This is a genomic window from Brevundimonas guildfordensis (assembly GCF_014836405.1).
GTDB lineage: Bacteria > Pseudomonadota > Alphaproteobacteria > Caulobacterales > Caulobacteraceae > Brevundimonas > Brevundimonas guildfordensis.
Window position 1 is genome coordinate 1124085 of the sequence record NZ_JACSQU010000001.1, and the last position, 24402, is coordinate 1148486.

At 66.5% G+C, this 24402-nt stretch carries 23 protein-coding genes, 4 tRNA genes and 1 pseudogene; 5 read left to right on the forward strand and 23 right to left on the reverse strand.

The features are described from left to right. Nucleotides 1–209: 209 nt before the first annotated feature. The 3 genes from tuf to H9656_RS05455 form a co-directional block, all read right to left on the reverse strand. Entirely contained in the window at nt 210–1400 is a 1191-nt protein-coding gene (gene tuf / locus H9656_RS05445) for an elongation factor Tu (protein WP_191743165.1), read from the reverse strand. A gap of 60 nt (nt 1401–1460) precedes the next feature. Continuing rightward, nucleotides 1461–1534, reverse strand: a tRNA-Gly gene (locus H9656_RS05450). A 95-nt stretch (nt 1535–1629) separates the two neighbouring features. Further along, a tRNA-Tyr gene (locus H9656_RS05455) sits at nt 1630–1713 on the reverse strand. Nucleotides 1714–1863: 150 nt separating this feature from the next. On the opposite strand from H9656_RS05455, the gene rlmB reads away from it, so the two are divergent. From rlmB to H9656_RS05470, 3 genes are all read left to right on the forward strand, one after another. Continuing rightward, the gene (gene rlmB, locus H9656_RS05460) at nt 1864–2742 is read left to right on the forward strand and encodes a 23S rRNA (guanosine(2251)-2'-O)-methyltransferase RlmB (RefSeq protein ID WP_191743186.1); all 879 of its coding nucleotides are present in this window, start codon (nt 1864–1866) and stop codon (nt 2740–2742) included. A gap of 73 nt (nt 2743–2815) precedes the next feature. Continuing rightward, on the forward strand, nt 2816–3670 hold the full coding sequence (locus H9656_RS05465) for a TerC family protein (protein WP_191743187.1): 855 nt from the start codon (nt 2816–2818) through the stop codon (nt 3668–3670). Nucleotides 3671–3798: 128 nt separating this feature from the next. Continuing rightward, complete coding sequence (locus tag H9656_RS05470; protein ID WP_191743188.1) at nt 3799–4803, forward strand: SprB repeat-containing protein; 1005 nt, start codon at nt 3799–3801, stop codon at nt 4801–4803. 71 nt (nt 4804–4874) lie between these two features. Here the strand turns inward: H9656_RS05470 and metG are convergent, their stop codons facing one another. The 3 genes from metG to H9656_RS05485 all read right to left on the reverse strand — a co-directional run bounded on the left by metG (nt 4875) and on the right by H9656_RS05485 (nt 8458). Next, nucleotides 4875–6584: a methionine--tRNA ligase gene (gene metG / locus H9656_RS05475; RefSeq protein WP_191743189.1), complete on the reverse strand. Its 1710-nt coding sequence runs from the start codon at nt 6582–6584 to the stop codon at nt 4875–4877. 74 nt (nt 6585–6658) lie between these two features. After that, a complete protein-coding gene (locus H9656_RS05480) occupies nt 6659–7999 on the reverse strand; it encodes an MATE family efflux transporter (RefSeq protein ID WP_225212236.1) in 1341 nt (446 codons plus the stop codon). 63 nt (nt 8000–8062) lie between these two features. Continuing rightward, nucleotides 8063–8458 (reverse strand): DUF1489 family protein, encoded by a 396-nt coding sequence (locus H9656_RS05485; protein ID WP_191743191.1) that lies wholly within the window; start codon nt 8456–8458, stop codon nt 8063–8065. A gap of 160 nt (nt 8459–8618) precedes the next feature. Here H9656_RS05485 and H9656_RS05490 point away from each other — a divergent pair, with 160 nt between their 5' ends. After that, a complete protein-coding gene (locus tag H9656_RS05490; protein WP_191743192.1) occupies nt 8619–8915 on the forward strand; it encodes a putative quinol monooxygenase in 297 nt (98 codons plus the stop codon). Between the two features lie 27 nt (nt 8916–8942). Here the strand turns inward: H9656_RS05490 and H9656_RS05495 are convergent, their stop codons facing one another. From H9656_RS05495 to H9656_RS05505, 3 genes are read right to left on the reverse strand one after another with little or no spacing between them, the layout of a single operon-like run. Beyond that, the gene (locus tag H9656_RS05495; protein WP_191743193.1) at nt 8943–10943 is read right to left on the reverse strand and encodes an acetyl/propionyl/methylcrotonyl-CoA carboxylase subunit alpha; all 2001 of its coding nucleotides are present in this window, start codon (nt 10941–10943) and stop codon (nt 8943–8945) included. 9 nt (nt 10944–10952) lie between these two features. Next, nucleotides 10953–11855, reverse strand: a complete 903-nt coding sequence (locus H9656_RS05500; RefSeq protein ID WP_191743194.1) for an enoyl-CoA hydratase-related protein — start codon at nt 11853–11855, stop codon at nt 10953–10955. Nucleotides 11856–11914: 59 nt separating this feature from the next. Beyond that, a complete protein-coding gene (locus H9656_RS05505) occupies nt 11915–13507 on the reverse strand; it encodes a carboxyl transferase domain-containing protein (RefSeq protein WP_191743195.1) in 1593 nt (530 codons plus the stop codon). A 79-nt stretch (nt 13508–13586) separates the two neighbouring features. Here H9656_RS05505 and H9656_RS05510 point away from each other — a divergent pair, with 79 nt between their 5' ends. Then, nucleotides 13587–15446, forward strand: a complete 1860-nt coding sequence (locus H9656_RS05510; RefSeq protein ID WP_191743196.1) for a patatin-like phospholipase family protein — start codon at nt 13587–13589, stop codon at nt 15444–15446. A 241-nt stretch (nt 15447–15687) separates the two neighbouring features. On the opposite strand, the pseudogene H9656_RS14100 reads toward H9656_RS05510, so the two are convergent. From H9656_RS14100 to murA, 14 genes and pseudogenes are all read right to left on the reverse strand, one after another. Then, a pseudogene (locus H9656_RS14100) lies at nt 15688–16086 on the reverse strand (methyltransferase domain-containing protein); the annotation flags it as partial. Nucleotides 16087–16132: 46 nt separating this feature from the next. Next, nucleotides 16133–16209, reverse strand: a tRNA-His gene (locus H9656_RS05515). A gap of 92 nt (nt 16210–16301) precedes the next feature. Beyond that, nucleotides 16302–17060: a M48 family metallopeptidase gene (locus H9656_RS05520; RefSeq protein WP_191743197.1), complete on the reverse strand. Its 759-nt coding sequence runs from the start codon at nt 17058–17060 to the stop codon at nt 16302–16304. A 286-nt stretch (nt 17061–17346) separates the two neighbouring features. Then, nucleotides 17347–18063, reverse strand: a complete 717-nt coding sequence (locus H9656_RS05525; protein ID WP_191743198.1) for an energy transducer TonB — start codon at nt 18061–18063, stop codon at nt 17347–17349. Nucleotides 18064–18081: 18 nt separating this feature from the next. After that, nucleotides 18082–18513, reverse strand: a complete 432-nt coding sequence (locus H9656_RS05530; protein ID WP_191743199.1) for an ExbD/TolR family protein — start codon at nt 18511–18513, stop codon at nt 18082–18084. Nucleotides 18514–18518: 5 nt separating this feature from the next. After that, nucleotides 18519–19424 carry a MotA/TolQ/ExbB proton channel family protein gene (locus H9656_RS05535; protein ID WP_191743200.1) on the reverse strand — a complete coding sequence of 302 codons (906 nt, stop codon included), beginning with the start codon at nt 19422–19424 and terminating at the stop codon, nt 18519–18521. 427 nt (nt 19425–19851) lie between these two features. Then, a tRNA-Phe gene (locus H9656_RS05540) sits at nt 19852–19927 on the reverse strand. A gap of 63 nt (nt 19928–19990) precedes the next feature. Then, complete coding sequence (locus H9656_RS05545) at nt 19991–20155, reverse strand: DNA gyrase inhibitor YacG (RefSeq protein WP_191743201.1); 165 nt, start codon at nt 20153–20155, stop codon at nt 19991–19993. Nucleotides 20156–20158: 3 nt separating this feature from the next. Then, nucleotides 20159–21169 (reverse strand): S1 domain-containing protein, encoded by a 1011-nt coding sequence (locus H9656_RS05550; RefSeq protein WP_191743202.1) that lies wholly within the window; start codon nt 21167–21169, stop codon nt 20159–20161. Further along, complete coding sequence (locus H9656_RS05555; protein ID WP_191743203.1) at nt 21169–21768, reverse strand: Maf family protein; 600 nt, start codon at nt 21766–21768, stop codon at nt 21169–21171. The genes H9656_RS05550 and H9656_RS05555 overlap by 1 nt, the downstream gene beginning before the upstream one ends. Before the next feature lie 8 nt (nt 21769–21776). Continuing rightward, entirely contained in the window at nt 21777–21995 is a 219-nt protein-coding gene (infA, locus tag H9656_RS05560; RefSeq protein ID WP_003164348.1) for a translation initiation factor IF-1, read from the reverse strand. Between the two features lie 106 nt (nt 21996–22101). Further along, complete coding sequence (locus tag H9656_RS05565) at nt 22102–22569, reverse strand: UPF0262 family protein (protein WP_191743204.1); 468 nt, start codon at nt 22567–22569, stop codon at nt 22102–22104. Beyond that, entirely contained in the window at nt 22569–23069 is a 501-nt protein-coding gene (locus tag H9656_RS05570; RefSeq protein WP_191743205.1) for a DUF2948 family protein, read from the reverse strand. Before H9656_RS05570 ends, H9656_RS05565 begins: the two co-directional genes overlap by 1 nt. Beyond that, nucleotides 23059–24348 carry a UDP-N-acetylglucosamine 1-carboxyvinyltransferase gene (gene murA / locus H9656_RS05575; RefSeq protein ID WP_191743206.1) on the reverse strand — a complete coding sequence of 430 codons (1290 nt, stop codon included), beginning with the start codon at nt 24346–24348 and terminating at the stop codon, nt 23059–23061. The genes H9656_RS05570 and murA overlap by 11 nt, the downstream gene beginning before the upstream one ends. Nucleotides 24349–24402: the final 54 nt, after the last annotated feature.

Below are 24402 nucleotides of genomic sequence, written 5' to 3' on the forward strand. Positions count from 1 at the left end.
GATCAACCGCCCGCAGTTCCCGCACCCTGCAACGCGTCGCCCGCCGAGCGACTGACAGCAAAACGGCCCCCGGATCGCTCCGGGGGCCGCTCTGTTACGCTTTACGCTTGGCCTAGCGCCCTTGCGGGCTGCTTGAGGCCGGTACGCTTACGCTTACTCGTTACTGGCGAACCAGCGAGGGCCGAAGCCCCCGCCCATTCTGACGTCGATTACTCGACGATCTTGGCCACGACGCCGGCGCCGACGGTGCGGCCGCCTTCACGGATGGCGAAGCGCAGCTTCTCTTCCATCGCGATCGGCGTGATCAGCTCGACGTCCAGCTCGGCGTTGTCGCCCGGCATGATCATTTCCACGCCTTCCTTCAGGTGCACGATGCCGGTCACGTCGGTCGTGCGGAAGTAGAACTGCGGACGGTAGTTCGTGAAGAACGGCGTGTGACGGCCGCCTTCTTCCTTGTTCAGGATGTAGGCTTCAGCCACGAACTTGGTGTGCGGGGTGATCGAACCCGGCTTGCACAGCACCTGGCCGCGCTCGACGTCTTCACGCTTGGTGCCGCGCAGCAGCACGCCCACGTTGTCGCCGGCTTGACCCTGGTCCAGCAGCTTGCGGAACATTTCAACGCCCGTGCAGGTCGTCTTCTGAACCGGACGGATGCCGACGATTTCGACTTCTTCACCGACCTTGACGATGCCGCGCTCGACGCGACCCGTCACCACGGTGCCGCGGCCCGAGATCGAGAACACGTCTTCGACCGGCATCAGGAACGGCATGTCGATCGGGCGTTCCGGTTGCGGGATGTAGGCGTCGACCGCCGCCATCAGCTCTAGGATGCGCTCTTCGCCGATGTGGGCGTCGCGGTCTTCGACGGCGGCCAGGGCCGAGCCCTTGACGACCGGGATGTCGTCGCCCGGGAACTGGTACGAGCTGAGCAGCTCGCGCACTTCCATTTCGACCAGCTCCAGCAGTTCCTCGTCGTCGACCATGTCGACCTTGTTCAGGAACACCACCAGGGCCGGAACGCCGACCTGACGCGACAGCAGGATGTGCTCGCGGGTCTGCGGCATCGGGCCGTCAGCGGCCGAGCACACCAGGATCGCGCCGTCCATCTGAGCGGCGCCCGTGATCATGTTCTTCACGTAGTCGGCGTGGCCCGGGCAGTCCACGTGCGCGTAGTGACGGTTGGCCGTCTCATATTCCACGTGCGACGTGTTGATGGTGATGCCGCGCGCTTTTTCTTCCGGCGCGTTGTCGATGTCGGCGTAGTTCATCGCCTTGTTGCCGCCGGCCTTCGCCAGCGTCATCGAGATCGCCGCCGTCAGCGTCGTCTTGCCGTGGTCAACGTGGCCGATCGTGCCGATGTTCACGTGCGGCTTGTTACGTTCGAACTTTTCCTTGGCCATGGCCAAACTCCTGTGGCCCGGGTCCGGAACGGAGGGGCGCTGTGCTCAGTTCAAAAAACCTGGAGCGGGTAGCGGGAATCGAACCCGCGTATTCAGCTTGGAAGGCTGCTGCACTACCATTGTGCTATACCCGCGCGAAGAATGCGGCTGCACCGCTCTTCGTTGAAGAGCGACGTTTCCGCACCCGATTCCTTTCTGGACTCCCGGCCCGGCGGGCATTGAAGGCGCGTGGTGGGGGAAGCAGGACTCGAACCTGCGAAGCTTACGCAGCGGATTTACAGTCCGCCCCCTTTGCCGCTCGGGACATTCCCCCAGCGCGCCTTATGTCAATGCCGGTCTGGAAAACGCCGGAAATAATCTTTCGATCATTTCGCGACGAAAGCCTTCGCTGTCGGGCGACGCCTGCAGTAGAGGAAGCGCCTGAACCGAAAGCCCTGGGGCCCAAATCGGAGGCCGTCTTATAGTGTCGTCATTTCGAGAACGCAACGACCGGAAAACCGGTAGAAAACAATCTTTCCACAAGAGGGATGAAACCCGCCCAAATCGGGCTCAAACGCCTGCCCCACAAGGGCGCGGCACTGGCGAAAGCGAGCGCAAACCGGCTCGATCGCGCTTAGATGCCGATAATTTTCTTTGGGGACGCCACCCGGTTCTGGCCGCTTTGGCGAATCCGGCGCGTCGCGGAACGGGCCGTCTGATGGTCACCGAAGACCGCGCCGAAGAGATTCAGCGCGAGAATCTGGCGAACGGCCACCGAATCGAGGTGGTCGATTCGGTCGCGCTCGGCCGGATGCTGCCGGCCGGCGCCGTGCACCAGGGCATGGCCTTCAAGGTCCAACCCTTGGAAGGCGTGGATCTGGAAGACCTGGCCGAACCCGCTGAAGGCGTCATCGTCATGCTGGATCAGCTGACCGACCCTCAGAACGTCGGCGCCATCTTCCGCTCGGCGCTGGCGTTCGGCGCGCGCGGCATCGTCGTGCAGGATCGCCACTCGCCCGCCCTTGCCGGCGCCCTGGCCAAGGCCTCGGCCGGCGCGACCGAGCGCCTGCCTTGCGCCCGCGTGACCAACCTCAGCCGCGCGCTGGAGAAGCTGGCCGATCACGGCTGGCGCGCCATCGGCATGGACGGCGGCTCGGACCTGACGCTGGAACAGGCGCTGGACGCCCGGCCCACTGTCATCGTCATGGGCTCCGAGGGCGACGGCGTCCGCCGTCTGGTGGCCGAGCACTGCGAGGCCATGGCCCGCATCCCCATGCCCGGCGGCTTCGAGAGTCTGAACGTCTCCAACGCCGCCGCCATCGCCCTCTATGAGGTCGCCAGGGCCCAAAGCCGCGCGAGCTAAGAAGGCGAACGCCCGCGTCAACTCGTCCCAGCGACGTCTTGGCGCGGGCCCCGCCGGGCATTAAGAGTCCGGCATGGACTTCCTCTCAAATCCCGAACTGATCAGTCAGGCCTCGGCGCTCGGCAAGGTGCTGATGATCGACCTGGTGCTGGCCGGCGACAACGCCGTCGCCGTGGGCCTGGCCGCCGCCGCCTTGCCGCAGGAACAGCGCCGCAAGGCCATTCTGATCGGGCTGGCCGCCGCCGTCGTCATGCGCATCGGCCTGGCGCTGATCACCGTGCAGTTGCTGGCTATCGTCGGCCTGCTGCTGGCGGGCGGCTTCCTGCTGCTGTGGGTCTGCTGGAAGATGTGGCGAGAGCTTCGCGAACAGGCCACCCACGATCAGGCCGAAGCCGAGGCCGAGATCGAACGGGCCATGGCCATTGAACATGGCGGCGGCCCCTCGCCTGAGGAGTTGGGCCTCAAGCGCAAGACCTTCGGCGCCGCCCTGATCCAGATCATGATCGCCGATCTCACCATGTCGCTGGACAATGTGCTGGCCGTTGCCGGCGCCAGCCATGATCACCCGTGGATCATGGTGTTCGGCCTGGTGCTGTCGATCGCCCTGATGGGTCTGGCCGCCAGCTTCATCGCCAAGCTGCTGAACCGCTATCGCTGGATCGCCTACGTGGGCCTGGTCATCGTCCTCTACGTCGCCTTGCACATGATCTGGGACGGCGGACGTTCGGTGATCGTGCGCACTGGGCACACAGACCAGTTCAACGCCTCGGCCCCCGCCTTCCTCGGCATCAGCGACGAGGAAAAGGCCAAGCACCTGCGCCACAGCGGCGAAGGTCCGGGACGGCACACGCCCGAAGCCCTGCCTGGTGGTCGCGAGCGACGAGATCCGCCGCCGCCGACTGTCGCGCCGTCAGAGCCCGCCTCCTAGAAACACGAAAGGCCCGGAGCGATCCGGGCCTTTTTTTACTCGCCCGCTCGGCCTCTCCGACGTCGTCTTTACAAGAACAAAGATCTTGAAATACTCCTGGCCGTAACACTGATAGTCCAGGGTCGTAAATGTCGCTTCGTGTTCTCTCTTGGTCGCTCGCAGCGGCGACCCTCTATCTATCCAGCGCCGGTGGCGCCGAGGCCCAGATCACCATCGGCGGCAGCGCTACCAATGTATCGTGCTTTGGCGGCAGCAACGGCTCGGCGACCGCCATCCCTAGCGGCGGAACACCGCCCTACACCTACACGTGGTCGCCTGGCGGCGCGACGACCGCCAGCGCCACCGGCCTGTCCGCCCTCGACTACATCGTCACAGTGACCGACAGCAACGCACTGAGGCAGGCGCGAACATACGTCGTCACCCAGCCGCCCGCCCTTGCGACGAGCACTATCACCAAGTCAAATGTCACCAGCGCCGGCGGATCTGACGGCTCCGCCACGGTCGGCGTATCCGGCGGCATTGCCCCGTATACCTACTTGTGGTCGCCGTCCGTCGGCTCAGCCGCCACAGCCACCGGGTTGACGGCAGGAACCTATACGGTCGTCGTAACGGACAGGAATGGCTGCCAAAAGTCGCATAGTTTCTCGATAGTCGAAAGCCTTGCAGCAGGGGTCTCCAGCGTCAGCGTGCCTGCCGATGGAGCCTATGTGGCGGGGCAAAACCTGGACTTCACCGTAAACTTCAACCAAGCCGTCACGGTCGACACCGTCGGCGGAACGCCTCGACTCGAACTGATCGTGGGGTCGACCACGCGCTACGCCGCATACCTAGCCGGTTCCGGCGGTCCGAGCCTGACATTCCGCTACACGGTTCAGCCGGGCGACAACGACAGCGACGGCATCACCTTTAGCACTACCGCCCTTAGTCTTAACGGCGGTCGCATCGCTACCGGGTCGGGCACCGTCGTTCTAACCCTCAACGGCGTCCCTTCCACGGCCGGCGTTCGGGTTGTCGCCGCGCCGCCCGCTTCGGTTCCGACCCTGACGGAATGGGCGATGATTCTGTTGACCAGCCTGCTGGCTCTGCTCGGCGCGGGGCGTCTGGGCTTGCTGCCTGCCGGTCGAAAGGTCTGAAGTTCGGCGGCGACCGAACAACGAAAAGGCCCGGATCGCTCCGGGCCTTTTCTGTATTCGGGATCACAAACTCAGCCTTCGGCGCCGCCGAAGCGTTCAGTCCATTCGGCGACCTGCGCATCCTCGATCTTGGCAAACAGAACCTGGGGGGCCGCCACCGCCCGACCGGCAGGAACCAGGCTCAACAGGTCGCCATCAGCGCCGGGCCATGACAGATCGGTTGCGCCGACCGTGGCCGCGATCCGCCCCGCCGCCTCCGGCATAAAGGGCGCCGTCACGCGAGCGAACAAGGCCACCAGGCTCAGAGCCGTCCGCACTACGACAGCGGCCCGGTCGCGGTCCGTCTTCAACGCGGTCCACGGGGCCGCGACCTGCAGGTATTCGTTGCCCAGAACCCACAAGGCCCGAGCGGCTTGGGCCGCCTTGCGGAACTCCATCGCCTCGAACTCTTCAGTCAGGCTGGCCAGAGCCGCCTTGACGTCGGCCGCCAGCTTCTCCTCCAGCGCACCCGCCTCCCCGCCCGCCGGCACGACGCCGTCGAACTTGGACTCGGTGAACTTGACGATGCGGTTGACGAAGTTGCCCAGCACGTCGGCCAGATCCTTGTTCGTCGTCGACTGGAACTGCTCCCAGGTGAAGGCCGCGTCGGAGTGCTCCGGCCCATAGGCCGTCAGGTGCCAGCGCCAGTAGTCGGCGGGCAGCAGCTCCAGCGCCTGATCCATGAAGACGCCGCGGTTCTGGCTGGTCGAGAACTTGCCGCCGTACCAGTTCAGCCAGTTGAAGGCCTTCAGCTGGTCCACCGTCTTCCACGGCTCGCCCGAACCCAGGATGGTCGCCGGGAAGCTGACGGTGTGGAAGGCGACGTTGTCCTTGCCCATGAACTCCACGTAGCGCACGTCTTCGGCGCCTTCGTCCAGCCGCCACCACGAGCGCCAGTTGCCGCCGGTCTTCTGCGCCCATTCCTCTGTCGCAGCGATATATTCGATCGGAGCGTCGAACCAGACGTAGAAGACCTTGCCCTCCATGCCGGGACGCGGGCCGCCGTCCGGCCCGACGACGGGGACGCCCCAAGTCAGGTCTCGGGTGATGCCCCGGTCGATCAGCCCCTCGTCCAGGTGCTTGTAGGCGATGGATCGGGCCAGCGGCTGCCATGACGGCGAGCGTTCATCGACCCAGGCGCGCACCGTGTCGGCCACCTTGGTTTGCAGCAGATAGAGATGCCGCGTGTCGCGCACTTCCAGGTTGCGGCTGCCGGACACCGCCGAATAGGGATTGATCAGGTCGGTCGGGTCCAGCAGGCGGCCGCAGTTGTCGCACTGATCGCCGCGCGCCTTTTCATAGGCGCAGTGCGGGCACGTGCCTTCGACATAGCGGTCGGGCAGGAAGCGGGCGTCGTCGATCGAATAGATCATCCGGTCGACGCGCTCCTCGATCAGGCCGCGTTCCTCCAGCACCTTGGCGAAATGTTGGGTTAGCCGCTTGTTGGGCTCGCCCGAGCTGCGGCCGAAAATATCGAATGACAGGTTGAAGGCTTCGCCAGCGCGGCGCTGCACCTCGTGCTGCTCGTCGCAATAGGTGCGGACGTCCTGCCCCGCAGCGGCGGCGGCCAACTCGGCCGGGGTGCCATGCTCGTCAGTGGCGCAGACATAGAGGACGTCATGCCCCCGGCTTCGCATGAAACGCGCCCACACATCGGCGGGCAGCATCGACCCAGCCAGATTCCCCAGGTGCTTGATGCCGTTGATGTAGGGCAGCGCCGAGGTGATGAGGATGCGGGACATGATCTTCCAACGTCTGACAGGGAGGCGTCGGATATAGAGGGCGATTTGCCCGCCGTCACCTTATTCGCCGCCGCCTATGCCAACCGACGCGCGATCCGCACGAAGCGCCCGGTCAGCAGCGCGCCCGAGATCAGGCTGGCGACGATCACCGACCAGACCAGGCCGTCCACCCCGATCCGGTGCGCCAGGAACCAGCCCAACGGGATCATGATCACGCCATAGGACAACAGGTGCATCAGGGTCGGCCACACCACGTCGCCGGCCGCGCGGTTGGCTTGGGCGGCGACCACCTGCATGGCGTCGGCGACGAAGAACAGGGTCGCCAGCACCAGCGCCGGCGCCGCGATAGCCAGGATCGCCGGGTCGGTCGTATAGGCGCCGACGATCAGCCGCGCCGACGGCCAGATGATCAGGGCGATGATGAAGGCCAGCACCGTCACCACGCCGATCCCGGCCAGACCCCCACGCATCACGCCCGCCTTGTCCGCCGCGCCATAGCTGCGACCGACCAGCACCGCCGTCGCCGACGACAGTCCCATCGGCACCATGAAGACGATGGCCGAGATGTTGATCACGACCGCCCAGCTGGCGGTCTGCGCGGCGCCCAGCTGACCGGCGAACAGGGTCATGGCCGCAAAGGCGCCAACCTCGATGAAGTTCGACGCCCCGGCGCCCAGGCCGACCTTCATCTGCTGGCTCTCGACCGCCTTGTCGCGTTTGGGCTTCTTGAACACGCCCCAGGCCCGCGCCTCGGGCAGGCGCAGGATGAAGATCACCAGAAAGACCGCCAGCGCCGTGCGCGCGCCGAAGGTCGCCCAGGCCGAGGCCACCGCGCCATGCAGGCCGATGCCCAGCAGGTCCGGCACCAGCAGCAGGTTCAGCGCCAGATTGACCGCATTGGCCACCCACATGGCGACCATGCCCGCCTTGGGCCGGTGCAGTCCCTCAAGGAAGAACTGGGCGCAGACCGAAATCAGATAGGCGGGCATCGACAGGGCGAAGACCATCAGGGCGGGCGTCGCGCCCTCGCCCAGACCATCCTCCAGCCCCATGTGCACCAGACCGAACGGCCCCAGCAGCAGCAGACCGATCATCGAGACCAGACCGATCTGCAGCGAATAGGTCATGCCGCGCCGCAGGACGGCGCCGACTTCATCGCCCCTGCCCTCGCCCAGCAGGCGGGCGGTCATGACCTGCACCCCCATCATCAGGCCGACCGCCGTGGTCAGCACGACCGAAGACGGCGCCCACGCCAGAGAGTGATAGGCCAGCTCGCGGCTGGCGTAATGGCCGACGACGATGGCGTCCGTCAGCCCCATGGTCATGATGCCCAGACGCGCCAGCACGACCGGCCAGGCCAGCTTCAGCAGCTCGGACAGGGTCGCGCGGGTCTTGAAACTGAACAGGTGGGTCATCGGAGGCTGCAACAGCCACGCGCCCATGTGCGCGTCAATCGATTTTCCGTGCGTTTCGGGCGCCTACCAGGCGCCCAGTTCGCGCAGCTCCCGCGCCAGCTCGGGCGGCAGGTCCGTCGGCTCGGCTACGGACAGATCCGGCGGCACGTCCTTGTCGAAATAACGCCACCCCTGAAACGGCCGCCGGGCCAGGGGCGCAGTACGGATGACCTGGCTGTCCAGCTTGATCTCGCACCGGCTGGCCTTGCCCTCGCCCACGGTCGTGATGTCCAGAATCCGCTGACGGCAGGTCACGACGCCCTTCATCACCCAGTACAGCGAGCCGCCGTCCTCGATCTCGGCGGCGCGCTTGGGCGTCATGCGGGTGTGGACGATGCGCCAGTCGGACCGCCTGGCGTTCGCCTCCAGGGTCTCGACCTCGGCGACGCCGACGCACAGCTTGATCATGTGAAGGGGCATAAGTGGCCTCTAACATCAGATTCCCGGCGACGTCATGGCGGACATTTTGGATGAACGGCGCCATGCTGTTGTCATGTCCCTCGACCGCCGACAAATCCTCTCTGCTGGTCTGGGTTTGGCCGCCACGACCGTGGCGGCGCCAACGCTTGGAGAAACGCCCATGTATGGACTGATCGGCCGCATCAAGGCTCAGCCGGGCCAGCGAGACGCCCTCGCCGCCATTCTGCTGGAAGGGACCGACGTCATGCCTGGCTGCTTCAGCTATGTCGTCGCGCGCGATCCCGCAGACGCTGACGCGCTGTGGATCACTGAAGTGTGGGACGATCGCGAGAGCCACGCCGCCTCGCTGCAGCTTCCCGCCGTTCAGGCCGCCATCGCCAAGGGGCGTCCGCTCATCGCCGGCTTTGATAGCCGGACCGAAACCGAGCCGCTAGGCGGCGTGGGGCTCGCCCGCTGAGCCCCACCGCTTCGAGCTGAACTGGTTTCAGGCCGCGTCCGCCGCCTTCACCACAGCCAGCACCGCGCCGTCCGTGACCTGATCGCCGACCGCAACGTTGAATTCGGCAACCACGCCGTCGAAAGGCGCGGTCAGGGCGTGCTCCATCTTCATGGCCTCCAGCACCACGACTGGCTGGCCCTTGGCGACGGCATCCCCGGCCTTGACGGGCGCGGCGACGATCTTGCCCGGCATGGGGGCGCGGAGGCCGCCGTCGGAGACGGAGCCGCCCACCGGCCCGCTGGACTTGCGGCGGTGGAACTCGACCACGTCGCCGCCGTCGAACACCAGCACCCGCCCGGCGTCGGGCGACAGGGTGCTGACCACCTCGCCGTCCACCACAACCACGCCCGGCTCGCCATAGATCTGGGCCGAGCCGAAATCGCCGTTCACCGTGAAGCTGGACGAGCGGGCGTACCAGCCCGGCTCGCCCGACAGGGTCAGGGCATGGGCCGCGCCGTCATGATGGACCGCCGTATGCGCCTGGGGCGCCGCGTTCAGGCGGAAACCGAACAGCCCCGCGCGAGCGGGCGCCAGCACATTGTCCGGCGCGTCAAAGGCGGCGGCGTCCGCCTCCAGCCCGATCTGCCCGGCCGCAGCAGCCAGAGCGCGAGCGGAAACCTGAGCCGGGGCGATCAGCGCCCCCTCCTCCGCCGCGATGAACCCCGTGTCCACGTCGCCCGCGACGAAGCGCGGATGATCCAGACAACGCGCCATGAAGCCGGCGTTGGTCTTCACCGGCCAGACCTCGACCTCGCGGCAGGCGTCGGCCAGACGGGCGGCGGCAGCTTCGCGGCTGTCTTCGTGGACGATCAGCTTGGCGATCATCGGGTCGTAGAACTGGCTGACCTCGCCGCCCTGCATCACGCCGGTGTCGACGCGGATGTCGTCCGGCAGGACGAAGTGATCCAGCCGCCCGATCGACGGCAAGAAGCCGTTAGCCGGATCCTCGGCGTAGAGGCGGGCCTCCATCGCCCAGCCCTTCATCGGAATGTCTTCCTGCGCCAGCGGGATCGGCTGGCCCGCCGCGACGCGCAACTGCCATTCGACCAGATCGACGCCGGTGATGGCCTCGGTCACCGGGTGTTCGACCTGCAGCCGGGTGTTCATCTCCATGAACCAGATGCGGTCGGCCTTCAGCCCATCCGACGCGTCGGCGATGAACTCGATGGTGCCTGCGCCCTGATAGTCCACGGCCTTGGCGGCGCGCACGGCGGCGGCGGTGACGGCGTCGCGCGTGGCCTGATCCATGCCCGGCGCGGGCGCCTCTTCGATCACCTTCTGGTGGCGGCGTTGCAGCGAGCAATCGCGCTCATGCAGATGGACGACTTTCCCGTGGCTGTCGCCGAAGACCTGAACCTCGATGTGGCGCGGGCGGGTGATGTAGCTCTCGATCAGCACGCGCGGATCGCCGAAGGACGACTGGCCCTCGCGCTGCGCCGAAGCCAGTCCCTCGGCGAAGTCCTCAGCCCGGTCGACCTTGCGCATCCCCTTGCCGCCGCCGCCCGCGACCGCCTTGATCAGGACCGGGAAGCCGATGCGGTTCGCCTCGGCCGTCAGGGTCTCCAGCGACTGGTCCTCGCCCTGATAGCCGGGCGTGACGGGCACTCCCGCCTCGATCATCAGCTTCTTGGCCGCATCCTTCAGGCCCATGGCGCGGATCGAGGACGGCTTGGGGCCGATCCAGACGATGCCTGCCGCCGCCACCGCCTCGGCGAAGTCGGCGTTCTCGGACAGGAAGCCATAGCCAGGGTGGATGGCTTCCGCCCCCGTCGCCTTGGCCGCCGCCAGCACCTTGGCCGCATCCAGATAGGATTCGCGCGCCGCCGCCGGGCCGATCAGCACCGCTTCATCCGCCTCGCGCACATGCAGGGCGTCGGCGTCGGCTTCGGAATAGACGGCGATGGTGCGCAGGCCCATGCGGCGGGCGGTGCGGAAGACGCGGCAGGCGATCTCGCCGCGATTGGCGACCAGGACGGACTTGAACATACGGCTACCTTATTGCGCCCAGTTCGGCGCGCGCTTGTCGAGGAAGGCACGCACGCCCTCCTGGCCCTCGGCCGAGACGCGGGCGCGGGCGATGCGCTTGGCGGTCTCTTCCAGCAGACGGTTGTCGATATCCTCGCCTGCGACGTCGTTCACCAGCCGCTTGGCGTCGCCCATCGCGCCCGGCGCATTCGCCGACAAGCTGTCGGTCAGCATGGAGATGAACTCCTCCACCGAACCTTCCGGCAGCACCATGTCGATCAACCCCGCATGGGCGGCGTAGTCGGCGTCGAAGATGTTGGCCGTCAGGAACAGCTGGCGCGCGCGGCGCGCGCCGACCGCCTCGATGACATAGGGGGCGATGGTCGCCGGGATCAGGCCCAGCTTTACCTCCGAGAAGGCAAAGCGCGTCCCCTCGACGGCCACGGCCATGTCGCAGGCGGCGACGATGCCCGCTCCGCCGCCCATGGCCGCACCCTCGACCAGGGCCACCGTCAGCGCCGGCACGTCGTGCAGGGCCTTGAGCATCTTGGCCAGGCCCATGGCGTCGTCGCGGTTATCGCTTTCGGACCAGTCCGCGGCGTCGCGCATCCAGGTCAGGTCAGCGCCCGCGCTGAACGTCCCGCCCGCGCCGCGGATGAAGACCACGCGCACCCGGTCGGCGCCGTGCAGGGTCTCGAAGGCCTCATACAGGGCGGCGATGGTCGCCGCGTCGAAGGCGTTCTTCTTCTGCGGCCGGTTGATGGTGATGAAGACCACCCCGTCGGCCGTGGCGTCGATCTGCACCAGGTCGTCGTTCGCATCCGGCGCCGGATCCGCGACAAAAGGATGGGCGATGGCGTTCATCTCCGCCGCCTCGGCGTCGGTGATGTCCAGGGCGTTCAGCTCGTCTTCGGTGGGCTTCTGGTCGGTCATGGTCGGCTCCTTGCCGAAGTGAAACGCGGCAGTACGGCTTTGGTGCAGGCTTTCGCCGGTTACATCCGGAACACGCCGAAGGTCGTCTCGGGGATCGGGGCGTTCAGGCTGGCGCTGATGGCCAGGCCCAGCACATCGCGGGTCTGGGCCGGGTCGATGACGCCGTCGTCCCACAGGCGGGCGGTGGCGTAATACGGGTTGCCCTCATCCTCGTATTTCTGGCGGATCGGCGCCTTGAAGGCCTCGGCTTCGTCCGGCGTCCAGGTGTCCGCGTCGCGGTGGACGGTGGCGAGCACCGAGGCCGCCTGCTCGCCGCCCATCACGCTGATGCGGCTGTTGGGCCAAGTGAAGAGGAAGCGCGGCGAATAGGCCCGGCCGCACATGCCGTAGTTGCCGGCGCCGAAGCTGCCGCCGATCAGGACGGTGAACTTGGGCACCTCGGCCGAGGCGACGGCCGTCACCAGCTTGGCGCCGTGCTTGGCGATGCCTTCGGCTTCATATTTGCCGCCGACCATGAAGCCCGAGATGTTCTGCAGGAAGAGCAGCGGAATCTTGCGCTTGCAGGCCAGGTCGATGAAGTGCGCGCCCTTCTGGGCGCTCTCCGAGAACAGCACGCCGTTGTTGGCCAGGATGGCGACCGGCTGGCCCCAGATGCGGGCGAAGCCGCACACCAGCGACGTGCCGTACAGAGCCTTGAACTCGTCCATCTCCGAGCCGTCGACGATGCGGGCGATGACCTCGCGCACGTCATAGGGGGCGCGGACGTCCTCGGGGATGATGCCGTACAGTTCGGCCGGGTCGTAAGCCGGGGCGCGCGGCTCGCGCACGTCAAGCGGCTGGGGCTTGGTGGTGTTCAGATTGGCGACGATGGAGCGGACGATCTCCAGCGCATGCTCGTCGTTCTCGGCCACATGGTCGACCACGCCGGACCTACGCCCGTGGGTCTCGGCGCCGCCCAGTTCCTCGGCCGAGATGACCTCTCCGGTCGCGGCCTTCACCAGAGGCGGGCCGGCCAGGAAGATGGTGCCCTGATTGCGCACGATCACCGTCTCGTCGGACATGGCCGGCACATAGGCGCCGCCCGCCGTGCAACTGCCCATAACGCAGGCGATCTGCGGGATGGCCTTGGCGCTCATCCGCGCCTGATTGAAGAAGATGCGGCCGAAATGGTCGCGGTCCGGGAAGACCTCGGCCTGGTGCGGCAGGTTGGCCCCGCCGGAATCGACCAGATAAACGCACGGCAGATTGTTCTGCTCGGCGATCTCCTGCGCCCGCAGGTGCTTCTTCACCGTGATCGGGAAGTAGGCGCCGCCCTTCACCGTCGGGTCGTTGGCGACAATCATCACCTCGCGGCCCGACACCCGGCCGACGCCGCAGATCATACCCGCGCCAGGGGCCTCATCGCGATACATGCCGTTGGCGGCCAACTGACCGACTTCGAGGAAGGGCGAGCCCGGATCCAGCAGGCGCTCGACGCGATCACGCGGCAACAGCTTGCCCCGCGCTACGTGGCGCTCGCGGCTGGCGTCCGACCCGCCCCGCGCCGCCTTGGCGACCTTTTCATAAAGCTCGTCCCGCAGGGCGCGATTGTGCGCGTCCAGCGACTTGAAAGCAGGACTGTTGCGATCGACAGCGGAAATCAGCTTGGGCATGCCCAAGGTTTAGGAGGCTTCCGTCTCCGGGGGAAGCCGTTCGGTTCACTGAAGACGAAATCCGCTATATCTCCCCTTCATGGCCCCGCTTCGACCGGACACCCTCGCCGCCGCCCTGACCCGCGCCTTCGAGGGCGCGCAGGACAGCCGCGCCAGTTGGTTCGCTCTGACGCGGGGCGAGCGATTGTTTTCCGCCGCCGATAGGGCCGACACCCTCTATCTGCTGCGCGCCGGGCGACTGGGCGTCTTCCGTCGCGACGACGGCCGCGTCCCCCAGATGATCGCCGTCATCAAGCCGGGCGAGCCGGTCGGCGAACTGGCGATGCTGGCGGGGACCTCGCACATGTCCGACGTGACGGCCCTGCGCGACAGCGACGTGCTGGCCCTGCCGCGCGAGGCCTTCTTCGACGCCGCGCGCAATGATCCGCTTCTGATGTCCGAACTGGGTCAGATCATGCTGACCCGCGCGCGCGAGCGCGGCGGCGGGACCGAGCCCAACGTCTTCGGATTCGTCGCGGCCCGCGACAAGCCCGTCAGGGCCTTCGTTGAGCGCATCGCCCGTGCGGTGGAGGCCCAGGGCTGCACCTGCCACGTTATCGACAGCTCGGCCCTGACGTCGGCGGCGGAGTGGTTCTCACGCGTCGAGGACGCCCACGATTACGTCCTCTACGTCGCCGAGGCGGACGAGCCGAACTGGGCCGTCCTGTGTGCGCGCCAGGTCGATCGGTTGTTCCTGGTCGGAGCAGCCGACCGACCGCCGCCCCCTGCCCCGCCTGTCGCCGATGCGTGGGATGACGCGGGCCAGCGCACCGACCTGATCCTGCTGCGCGACCCTCGGATGCCGCGCCCCAGCAACACCCGCGCCTGGCTGGACGTGCTGAAGCCGGGCCGCTGGTTTCACGCGGTCGAGGGCCTGTTCGACGACACCGCGCGGATCGCGCGGCTGATCACCGGCTCTTCGGTCGGGGTGGTGTTATCGGGCGGCGGCGCGCGCGCCTATGCCCACATCGGCGTGCTCAAGGCCCTGCGCGAGGCGGGTACGCCCATCGACTTCATCGGCGGCGCCTCCATGGGGGCGGTCATCGGCGCCGGCCCCGCTCTCGGCTGGTCCGACGAGGAGTTGGAGCATCACATCCGCCAGGCCTTCGTCCTGTCCGACCCTCTGGCGGATATCGCCCCGCCCATCATCGCCATGACTCACGCCCGCAAGGTCAAGGCGCTGATGAAGGAGGCCTTCGGCGACGTGCAGATGGAAGACATGCTGCTGCCCTTCTTCGCCGTCTCGACCAATCTGACGGCGGGCAAGCTGGAGGTGCACCGCGAGGGCACGCTACGCCACGCCCTGCGCGCCTCCATCTCCATCCCCGGCGTCATGCCGCCTGTGGTGATGAACGGCCAGGTGCTGGTCGACGGGGCCGTTCTGCGAAACTTCCCCAGCGACGTGATGCGACGGCTGAACAGCGGCCCGGTCGTCGGCGTCGACGTGTCCCAGTCACGCGGCGTGGACGCCAAGGCGCTCGAGAACCCGCCCTCGTGGTGGCGCTGGATAATGTCGGGTGCGTGGAAGCACGGCCCGCCGATCGTCTCCATCCTGATGCGCTCGGCCACCCTGTCGAGCGAGGCCGAGCGGATGCAGGCCCGCGCCGAGACGGATCTGCTGATCCTGCCGCCCTCTGACGGCGTCGATATGCGCGACTGGAAAGCCTTCGAGCCCGGCGTGGCCGCCGGCTATGAGGCGGCACGGGCTGCGCTGGAAAGCCTTAACGGCCCTGTCGAGACCCTTCACCGACGTCGCTTCTCCGGCGCGCCAGAAGAAACAATCGAGGAAATGGCAGAAGTGTCCTTCCCTCAGGACGTTTTGGAAACGCCTGGCCCAACACCTGGCCCAGGCGCATCAGGAAGGCGTCGAGGATGGCTGAGTCTTCGCAAAGCGCGGTGAGATAGGGCCGCAGCGCGGTCCCCTTCATCCACTCCAGCACGGCGTCCTCGCCTTCAAGCACGTGCAGGTAGGTGGTCGACCAGATGTCCACGTCTTCGCAAAGGTCCGCCACAGCGTCGTAATAGCCCTCTGCCGCCAGCAGAGGCTGGATAGTGTCCACGCCTTTCAGTCGCGCGCGCCACGGGCCGTCGGCCGCAGTCTGACGCATCAGAGCGTGATGGCGCGTCTCCCAAGCCATCGGCATCTGCACCGCCAGAACGCCGCCCGGGGCCAAAACTGCCGCCAGGCGTCGAAAAAGATTCGCGTGATCAGACGCCCATTGCAGCGAAGCGTTGGCCAGGATCAGATCGACCGGAGCCTCGGGCTCCCACATCTGCAGATCGCCCAGGACCCAGTCCACCGCATCGGGCAGACTGCGCGCCTGCTCCAGCATAGCCGCGCTGGAATCTAGGCCATGGACCCGCGCGCCCGGCCAGCGTCGTTTCAGCAACGCCGCGTGTCGCCCTGTCCCGCAGCCGATGTCCCAGACCTCATGCGGATCCAGATCGCGCGGCAGCTGCGCTAGCAAGTCGATGACCGCGCGATCGCGCTGGCGCTCGAAACGGTTGTATTGCTGGGGGTCCCACGCCGGCGACGTCATCGTCGTTATTCTCCCTCGACCATCGCGAAAGCGATTCGAGGGAGAATGGTACAGCCTCTCAGGATTGAACTGAGGACCTCCGGCTCCACAAACCGGCGCTCTAACCAGCTGAGCTAAGGCTGCACATCTCTGCGCGAGGGCGGTTCTCTAGCGGGCCTCGCCGCCGGGGGCAAGCGGCCTTTTCGCCCTCGCGAAGAATTTATGTTTGATCCCCGTCAGTTCCAGCCGCGGCTGGCGATATATTGCTGCAACTGGGTGATCCGCGTCTCATCAGACGGGTGGGTCGAGGCGAACTCAGGCGTCCCGGACTGACGCCCAGCCGCCATGGTTCGCCACAGCGTCAACGACTCGGACGGCTTGTAGCCGGCCGCCGCCATGTAATCGACGCCCAGCCGGTCCGCCTCCAGCTCATGGCTGCGCGAGAATGGCAGCAGCACGCCTAACTGCGCGCCAAGACCGCCAAAGGCCTGCACCGCTTGGCCGTAATCCCCTGCCCGGCTCTGCACGGCGCCCAGCACCAGACCCGTTGTCTGCGTCGTCGAGGCCCGTTCGGCCGCATGGCGTGCGACAACGTGGCCGACCTCGTGGCCGATCACGGCCGCCAGCTGATCGTCGTTCTTGGCGATGGCGAGCAGCCCCGTCGTCACGCCCATATGGCCGGACGGCAGCACGAAAGCGTTCGGGGTGGCGTTGTCGAACACCGCGTAGTCCCAGTGACGGTTGGTCAGGTTGGCCGCCTGGACGATGCGATCCCCAACGCGACGAACGCGCGCGTTCTGGGCTGCGTTGTTCGACACCTTCTGGGTCTTCAGGGTCTCGGCCCAGGCGGCCTGCGACTGCTGGATAAGGGCGCTGTCGTCCATCAGCACGAACTGGCTTCGGCCCAGCGCCTCATTATAGGCGCAGGCTCCGATGCCGGCGCCGAAAACGCTCGCACCAATGGCCAGAGCAACGAGGATGGGTTTGTGGGACATGGGGCCTCCAGACAGCATTCTGGTCCCATAATGCACAGCCTGTCCGAAGGGCTCCATCTCTGGCGATCTTATCCCGCCGTCTCGGAAGGGGCCTGCGGCTCCAAAGGGCGGTCACCATGCCGCGCGCCCCCCGCGCTTGGTCTGCTTGACAGCTGCCCGCGCGGTACGATTTCGCGGGCCCGGCAAATCTCAGCCGGGACCCGCAGGGTCTCTTGCAACCACGCAACAAAAAACGCCCCGAGGCGAAACCTCGAGGCGTTTCTTTTGTTTCGATGCGATCGCTCGCTTAGTCCAGGTTAAACGGCACCCGGACCACGAACTTGGCGTTCGTTGCAGCGCCATCGACCGTGCGGGGCGAAAGTTGCCCGCGCTGGACGATGCGAACCGCGGCGGCGCCGAAGCCCATGCCCGACGGCTCTTCCGAGACGACACGACAGGCTTCCGGACGACCGCTCGGGGTCACCGTACATTCGACCGTGGCCGAACCACCCACGCCGCGATCAAGAGCGCGCTGCGGGAAGTCCCGTTCGGTCGGACGCGGCGGGCGAGCCCACTGCGGGTTGGTGATCACCGAAGGACGCGGCGGCGCGGGCGGCGCCGGCGGAGGCGGAGGACCCGGGACGATCACGGGCGGGCCCGTGTATTCGACGCGGTCTTCCTTCTTCGTCGGCTCGATCGGCAAGGTCACCGGCGGCGGAGGCGCCGAGGTGTTGACGACCGGCTCGCGTACCTGAAGCTTCGGCGGCGGAGGCGTATCCGGCGGCGGAGGCGGCGGCGGCGGAGGCGGAGGCGGCGGCGGCGGAGGCGCCATCAGCTCCACATCTACAGCCTCGTCCACATAGTTGAACTCTTGGAGTTCGAACTTGCTCTTGTAGAGGTAAAGACCCGCAAGAACGTGAACGGCGATCGAGATGCCGATTCCGACCATTGCGCCCGTCGAAAGTTTTTTCTTTCTCGGGGCGTCGAGCAGAGGGTCGCGATGCTCGCGATGTTCAGCAGTCATGCTTTGCGTCACGCCCCCTTACGACAGATCTTCGCCAACCAGGGCGACACTGTAAAAACCATTGTCCTGCAGGGCGTTCATGACCTGCATGAAGTCCCCGTACCGCGTGTCCTGGTCGGCGCGGATGAAGATCCGCTCCTGGTCCGGGTCACGCGTTCCGATTTGGGACTTCAGGTCATCGCCCAAAGTGCCCACCGAGGTCCGGAAGTCGCCAATCCAAACTTCACCGCCATTCTGAACGGAGATGAAGATCGGCTTGGGAGGATTCGGAGCCGGCGGAGCGACGGCACGAGGAAGTTTCACCGGCACCGACACGGTGGCGAGCGGAGCCGCCACCATGAAGATGATGAGGAGAACGAGCATAATGTCCACGAAGGGTGTGACATTGATATCGCTGTTCGCCTCGACGGTGTACTTGCCGCCGCCGGAACCGGAAAGTTTGGCGGCCATTCGTCTTACGCTCCCTTGTCGAGTTGACGCGAGATCGAGTTGATCAGCTCAGCGTTGAACCCGTCGGCGCGAGCGCCGTACGAAGCGATGCGGGTGTTGAAGTAGTTGTAGAAGATAACCGCCGGGATAGCCGCGAACAGGCCGATACCGGTGGCCAGCAGGGCTTCAGCGATACCCGGAGCAACGACGGCCAGGTTGGTGGTGTTCGATTCGGCGATGCCGATGAACGAGTTCATGATGCCGTACACGGTGCCGAACAGACCGATGAACGGACCACCCGAACCGACCGACGCCAGGAACTGCTGGCCGCCCGACAGACGGATGCCCAGGCCGCCTTGCACAGCGCCGATAGCGTTGTTGGCGCGATCGATCGTCGAACCGCGGTGAACGCCAGCGACGTCCAGACCGGCTTGACGCGACAGTTCGACTTCGCCGGTAGCGGCGGCGGCCATGTCGGCCAGCGGGTTGCCGTCGAACTCTTCCGAGGTGGCCAGGCGACGGATGTCAGCCAGGGTACGAGCACCGCGGTACTCTTCCAGGAAGCGGTTGGTCTTTTTGTTCAGCGAGCTGAACTCGACCAGTTTGATGAGCAGCAGCGTCCAGGAGAAAATCGAGGCCAGGACCAGGCCAGCCATCACGACCTTAACGACCGGGTGCGCCATCATGAACATGGCGATCGGGGTCAGGCTCGTGCCGCCATGGCCTTCTGCAGCGGCTTCTTCAGGGGCAGCGGCGTCAGCCGCCGGAGCAGCAGCATCGGCGGCCGGGGCGGCGGCGTCAGCTGCGGCGGGCGCCGAAGCGGCGGCCGGAGCGGCCGGAGCGGCAGCGTCCTGCGCCAGAACCGGCGAGCTCGCCATCAGGACGGCGGCGCCGGCCAGTGCGAGGAGGATATTCGTCTTCTTATCGAGCATGTTTCGCCAGTTCCTGCTTTGGTCTGACTCGTGGAACCCAAGACGGCGACCGCGTCAGTCGGCCGCGCCTTTACAGTGAAATCTAATCCTCCCGCCGGATTTCTCCCCCGCCGGTCGGCGCCGCAATCCCCCAAACGCCGAAGCGCCGCGGACTTGGCGACAGAGACAATATCTCGCCGCCCACAGCCTGCAAGCAGGAATGCGGTCCTGTCCCTTTGGCGAAGCCCTATCTTAGCGTCAAGGGCGGAAAATGTCTTTTCACCCTTGATCGGACGCGCGTCGGCGCGAGGCGCACGGAAAATGCACACCCATGATATAAAACGGCAACAAATATGCCGAAGTGACGAACGTTAAGAAAAGTTTAAGCCCGTGACGAATTTTCGGCTTTTTGAGGGCCGAGGCGAATATTCGACTGTTTGGGGGAAAGTGGTGCCTGGAGGCGGATTCGAACCACCGACACGCGGATTTTCAATCCGCTGCTCTACCAACTGAGCTATCCAGGCGTCGCTTCGCGTCGCGAGAGGCGGCTCTATAGGCGAGCCCGGACGGGCTGTCCAGCCGCCAATTCACTCAATTCCGCGATCTTTTTCATCATCGTGCGCTTCTTCAGCTGGAATGGCGTAGCCGCCGGTGAACCAGCGCTGCAGATCGACGTCGGCGCAGCGCTTGGAACAGAACGGCTTATAGGCCGCCACGGCCTCGGCGCGACGGCAGATAGGGCATTGGGCCATGCTTCAGCCCTCCTTGATATGAAACGCGCCCGGCGCGGCGTCAGGCTGCATGTGGGCGCGCGGGCCCAGTTCAGCCACCCATGGCGAGAGGATCGCCGCCGAAGCCGGACTGCAATGCAGCGTCAACCGCGGAGCCGCCCGATCCGTCTCCAGCGCCAGGCGCAGCCGATGGAGCGCAGCGCGTTCGCGCGAACCGGGCGCGGCCAGCCGTTCATCCGCCGGAGTTCGGCCCCACGGCAGGGATAGTTGCAGAAGGCCGAACCGGCTCAGCGGTCCTACCGCAGCCCCTTCCGTCTGGGCGAAAGCCTGGCGCGCCATGTTCAATGTGCTTTCCGGATGCAGGCCCACGCCCGCCAGATCGACTGCGACCAGGCCGCCCCAACCGTTCAGGCCGAGCAGGCGGGCGGCGTGACGCAGCCCTTCGCGGTTCACCGCGTCGCGCCCCTTTCGAGAATCTCTCCCGGCGACGGGCGCGTAATCAATGTCGACCGCGATGAGGGCCCGCGTGCGCTGGATCGCCAGATCCAGCCCCACCTCGGGGACCATGACGCCGCCTTGCAGCGCATCGTCCTGGGCGTCCATCGCCCCGCGAATAGCGTCGACGCCTTTTGCGACGGGCCTGTCAGGATAAAGGGCGTCTAGAATCGCTTGAACTTCCGGCCCGGGCGTCAGCAGGCGGGGCTCGCCGCTCGCCTCCCCTAGACGACGCAGTGCCGGCCCCTTGCGCTCGCGCGGTTCGGCGGTGACATCCAGTTCCAGTTTAGCGCCCTCGGAGAGCCGATCCGCCTTGCCCAGAGGCAGGAAGCCGAAGGGTTCGCCGCAGCCCAGATCGACAAAAGCGCCGCGAAGGCCTGGCGCCAGGCGCGCCACCCGGCCCACGACGCGCGCGCCCAGGCGATGCTCGGGCCGGTCGTCGTCTCTATGAATGATCAGCGTCTCGGCGCGACCGTCGCGGAACGCCACGCCTCGGGTCTCGCCCGGAGCCGCGTCCAGGAAGACCTCGATATCGGCCATCAGGCCCCCTCGCCTCGCCATCCGGCGCCGCGAAGAAGATTCGCCGCCTCATACAGAGGCAGGCCCATGACGGCGGGATGGCTGCCGACGATTCGGGTGATGAAGGCCGCCGCCCGGCCCTGGATGCCATAACCCCCGGCCTTGCCGCGCCATTCGCCCGAGGCGACATAGGCGGCGATCTCGCCGTCCGACAGCGGCTTGAAGCTGACGCGGGTTTCCACCACCCGCCAGGCGGTCCGCCCGCCGTGAACCACGGCCACGCCGGTGAAGACGCGATGATTGCGTCCCGACAGCAGCTTCAGGAACCGGATCGCCTCGGCCTCGTCAGAAGGCTTTTCCAGCAGACGGCGCCCCACAGCCACCACCGTGTCGGCGGCCAGGACCACGTCGTCGGGATGGCGTTCGGCCACGACGGCGGCCTTGGAACAGGCCAGCCGCTGGGCCAGACGCGGCGGCGTCTCAGCCTTTTCGGGCGTTTCGTCGATGTCGGCGGGGTCTACCAGATCGGGCGCAATGCCGATCTGCGCCAGCAGTTCGATGCGGCGCGGGCTCGACGAGGCCAGGATCAGCCTCGGAGCCAGGGCGTCAGGACGCGACACGCGCGTCCTTACTTGAAGCGATAGGTGATGCGACCCTTGGTCAGGTCATAGGGCGTCATTTCGACCAGCACCTTGTCGCCGGCCAGCACCCGGATGCGGTTCTTGCGCATCTTGCCCGCAGTGTGGGCGATGATCTCGTGATCGTTTTCCAGCGTCACGCGAAACGTCGCGTTGGGCAGCAATTCGCTGACCACGCCGGGGAACTCAAGCAGTTCTTCCTTAGCCATGCGGCCTCTCTCGCCCTGTGAATACGGCATAAGGCTCGCGCCGGACGTGAGCGCGAGCCGTAAAAGTGAGGGCGCCTAATGCACCAAAACGCTTAGATAGTCGAGTTCAGCCCCGACGATAGAGGGCGCAGACCAAGGTAAAGAGCCGTCGGGCGGTCTCCTGGTCGATCTCGACCTTGCCTTCCAGACGCGCTTTCAGCAGGGCCGCGCCTTCATTATGCAGGCCGCGGCGCCCCATATCGACCGACTCGATCTGGCTGGGCGAAGAGCCGCGCAGAGCCTCATAGTAACTCTCGCAAATCAGGCCGTAGTCGCGGATCACGGTCTTCATCGGCGTCAGCGACAGAACGTGGGCGCGGCTGAAATCCGGCCCGGTGATGTCGAAGGCCAGGCGATTGTCCTGCGACGACAGCTTCAGCGCATAAGGGCCGCCTGCGGCGCCTTCGGGCACGAAACTGTTCTGCTCCACCAGGTCGAAGATGGCGACGCGGCGCTCATGCTCGATCTCGGCCGTCGCGGCTGGCAGGGAGGCGTTGTCGATCTCGATCGCCGTCAGCTTGTGCGTCGCGCTCATCAGCCCGCCTCGTCCAGATGGGTCGGCGCCACCCGCGCAGGCCAGCGCTCGGACAGGTCGGTCAGGACCGCGTCCAAGCACTCCACGTCGATCCGCAGATCTCCGCCGCCAGCGAACATCATCATCACCCGTCCGCCCGGCGCCTCGGTCGGATAAAAGTCCATCGCCAGCAATTCCAGCGCCTGATCCGGCAGACGCGGCAGGCGTCGGCTCTTGACCGCCTGCACGTCGCCGAACTGCATGGCCGCCATCACCCTCGTGCCGCCGCATTCCCAGCAGAAGCGCGACAGGACGACCGTCAGACGGCGCGCGTCCCTTTCCCAGCGAATGTCGACAGGCCGCATGATCGCGTCCTGAAGCGCCGCAGAGATGATCTGCAGGTCGTCTGCATCCTCGGCCAGCAAGCGCAGCGGCGCGATCGGCGTCAGGCTTTCACTCGCCGCTTCTTCGTTCGTGGCCGATTGGTCGGGGGCCGAGATCGGGTCGCCGTCAGTGCTCATCGTCCTCCCCCTTTATCCTACGAACGTCGGCGCCGCAGGCGCCCAGCTTCTCTTCCATGCGCTCGAAGCCGCGATCCAGGTGGTAGACGCGGCCGACCGTCGTCTCACCTTCGGCCACAAGACCGGCGATGACCAGAGACATGGAGGCGCGAAGATCCGTCGCCATGACCGGCGCCCCCTTCAGACCCTCTACGCCGCGCACCACGGCCTGACCGGCGTGGACCGTGATGTCGGCGCCCAGACGCGCCAGTTCCGGCGCGTGCATGAAGCGATTCTCGAAGATGTTCTCCTGGATGACGCTCTCGCCTTCAGCCGTGGTCATCAGGGCCATGAACTGCGCCTGCAGGTCAGTGGCGAAGCCCGGATAGATCTCGGTCGTGGCGTCGACCGCCTTCAGCCGTTGTGTCGGATCGCGACGCACGATCAGGCCGTCGTCCGTGGGCTCGATCTCGACGCCCGCCTCGACCATCCTGTCGGTCAGGGCGGTGATCAGGTCAGCGCGGCCCTTGGTCAGGCGCACTTCGCCCCCGGCCATCGCCGCCGCCAGGGCATAGGAGCCCATCTCGATCCGATCGGGAATCACCGACCAGGTCGCGCCCGACAGGGACGAAACCCCGGTGATCGTCAGCACGTCGGTGTCCAGGCCTTCGATCTTGGCCCCCATGGCGATCAGGCAGCGCGCCAGGTCGCCGATCTCGGGCTCGCGCGCGGCGCGCTTGAGCACCGTCGTCCCGTTCGCCAGCACGGCGGCCAGCAGGGCGTGCTCGGTCGCGCCGACGGAGACGAACGGGAACTCGATCTCGGCGCCGCGCAGCCCCTTGGGCGCCGTGGCGGAGACATAGCCCTCTTCCAGTTCGATCGCCGCGCCCATCGCGGTCAGCGCCTGCAGGTGCAGATCCACTGGACGGGCGCCGATGGTGCAGCCCCCGGGCAGGGAGACCTTGGCGTGCCCCGTGCGCGCCAGCAGCGGCCCCAGCACGTTGAACGAGGCCCGCATCTGACGCACCAGGTCATAGGGAGCGAAGGTCGAGGTCAGCTCCGGCGCGTGGAACAGCGTCTCTTGGCCGTCCGCCCCGTCGCGCTCGGTCACCTCCACGCCGAACTGGCGCAGCAGCTGCCCCAGGAATCGCGTGTCGGCCAGGCGCGGCATATTCGTCAGCAGCAGGGGCTGATCGGTCAGAATCGACGCCGCCATCAGCTTGATCGCCGAATTCTTGGCGCCGCTGACCGGAATGGAGCCGTTGAGGCGGTTGCCGCCGTGGATGACGATGCTGTCCATGGGTGTCGGGGAAGTCCTGGGAGGTCCGGACCCCTACGGTCCGGCGAACCGGCT

What these genes read in the sequence shown, in the direction of transcription:
- tuf (WP_191743165.1), bottom strand. Translation starts at nt 1,400, where the DNA reads ATGGCCAAGGAAAAGTTCGAACGTAACAAGCCGCACGTGAACATCGGC.
- H9656_RS05465 (WP_191743187.1), top strand. Translation starts at nt 2,816, where the DNA reads ATGGACTTCCTCTCAAATCCCGAACTGATCAGTCAGGCCTCGGCGCTC.
- H9656_RS05470 (WP_191743188.1), top strand. Translation starts at nt 3,799, where the DNA reads ATGTCGCTTCGTGTTCTCTCTTGGTCGCTCGCAGCGGCGACCCTCTAT.
- metG (WP_191743189.1), bottom strand. Translation starts at nt 6,584, where the DNA reads ATGTCCCGCATCCTCATCACCTCGGCGCTGCCCTACATCAACGGCATC.
- H9656_RS05480 (WP_225212236.1), bottom strand. Translation starts at nt 7,999, where the DNA reads ATGACCCACCTGTTCAGTTTCAAGACCCGCGCGACCCTGTCCGAGCTG.
- H9656_RS05485 (WP_191743191.1), bottom strand. Translation starts at nt 8,458, where the DNA reads ATGCCCCTTCACATGATCAAGCTGTGCGTCGGCGTCGCCGAGGTCGAG.
- H9656_RS05490 (WP_191743192.1), top strand. Translation starts at nt 8,619, where the DNA reads ATGTATGGACTGATCGGCCGCATCAAGGCTCAGCCGGGCCAGCGAGAC.
- H9656_RS05495 (WP_191743193.1), bottom strand. Translation starts at nt 10,943, where the DNA reads ATGTTCAAGTCCGTCCTGGTCGCCAATCGCGGCGAGATCGCCTGCCGC.
- H9656_RS05500 (WP_191743194.1), bottom strand. Translation starts at nt 11,855, where the DNA reads ATGACCGACCAGAAGCCCACCGAAGACGAGCTGAACGCCCTGGACATC.
- H9656_RS05505 (WP_191743195.1), bottom strand. Translation starts at nt 13,507, where the DNA reads ATGCCCAAGCTGATTTCCGCTGTCGATCGCAACAGTCCTGCTTTCAAG.
- H9656_RS05510 (WP_191743196.1), top strand. Translation starts at nt 13,587, where the DNA reads ATGGCCCCGCTTCGACCGGACACCCTCGCCGCCGCCCTGACCCGCGCC.
- H9656_RS05520 (WP_191743197.1), bottom strand. Translation starts at nt 17,060, where the DNA reads ATGTCCCACAAACCCATCCTCGTTGCTCTGGCCATTGGTGCGAGCGTT.
- H9656_RS05525 (WP_191743198.1), bottom strand. Translation starts at nt 18,063, where the DNA reads ATGACTGCTGAACATCGCGAGCATCGCGACCCTCTGCTCGACGCCCCG.
- H9656_RS05530 (WP_191743199.1), bottom strand. Translation starts at nt 18,513, where the DNA reads ATGGCCGCCAAACTTTCCGGTTCCGGCGGCGGCAAGTACACCGTCGAG.
- H9656_RS05535 (WP_191743200.1), bottom strand. Translation starts at nt 19,424, where the DNA reads ATGCTCGATAAGAAGACGAATATCCTCCTCGCACTGGCCGGCGCCGCC.
- H9656_RS05545 (WP_191743201.1), bottom strand. Translation starts at nt 20,155, where the DNA reads ATGGCCCAATGCCCTATCTGCCGTCGCGCCGAGGCCGTGGCGGCCTAT.
- H9656_RS05550 (WP_191743202.1), bottom strand. Translation starts at nt 21,169, where the DNA reads ATGGCCGATATCGAGGTCTTCCTGGACGCGGCTCCGGGCGAGACCCGA.
- infA (WP_003164348.1), bottom strand. Translation starts at nt 21,995, where the DNA reads ATGGCTAAGGAAGAACTGCTTGAGTTCCCCGGCGTGGTCAGCGAATTG.
- H9656_RS05565 (WP_191743204.1), bottom strand. Translation starts at nt 22,569, where the DNA reads ATGAGCGCGACGCACAAGCTGACGGCGATCGAGATCGACAACGCCTCC.
- H9656_RS05570 (WP_191743205.1), bottom strand. Translation starts at nt 23,069, where the DNA reads ATGAGCACTGACGGCGACCCGATCTCGGCCCCCGACCAATCGGCCACG.
- murA (WP_191743206.1), bottom strand. Translation starts at nt 24,348, where the DNA reads ATGGACAGCATCGTCATCCACGGCGGCAACCGCCTCAACGGCTCCATT.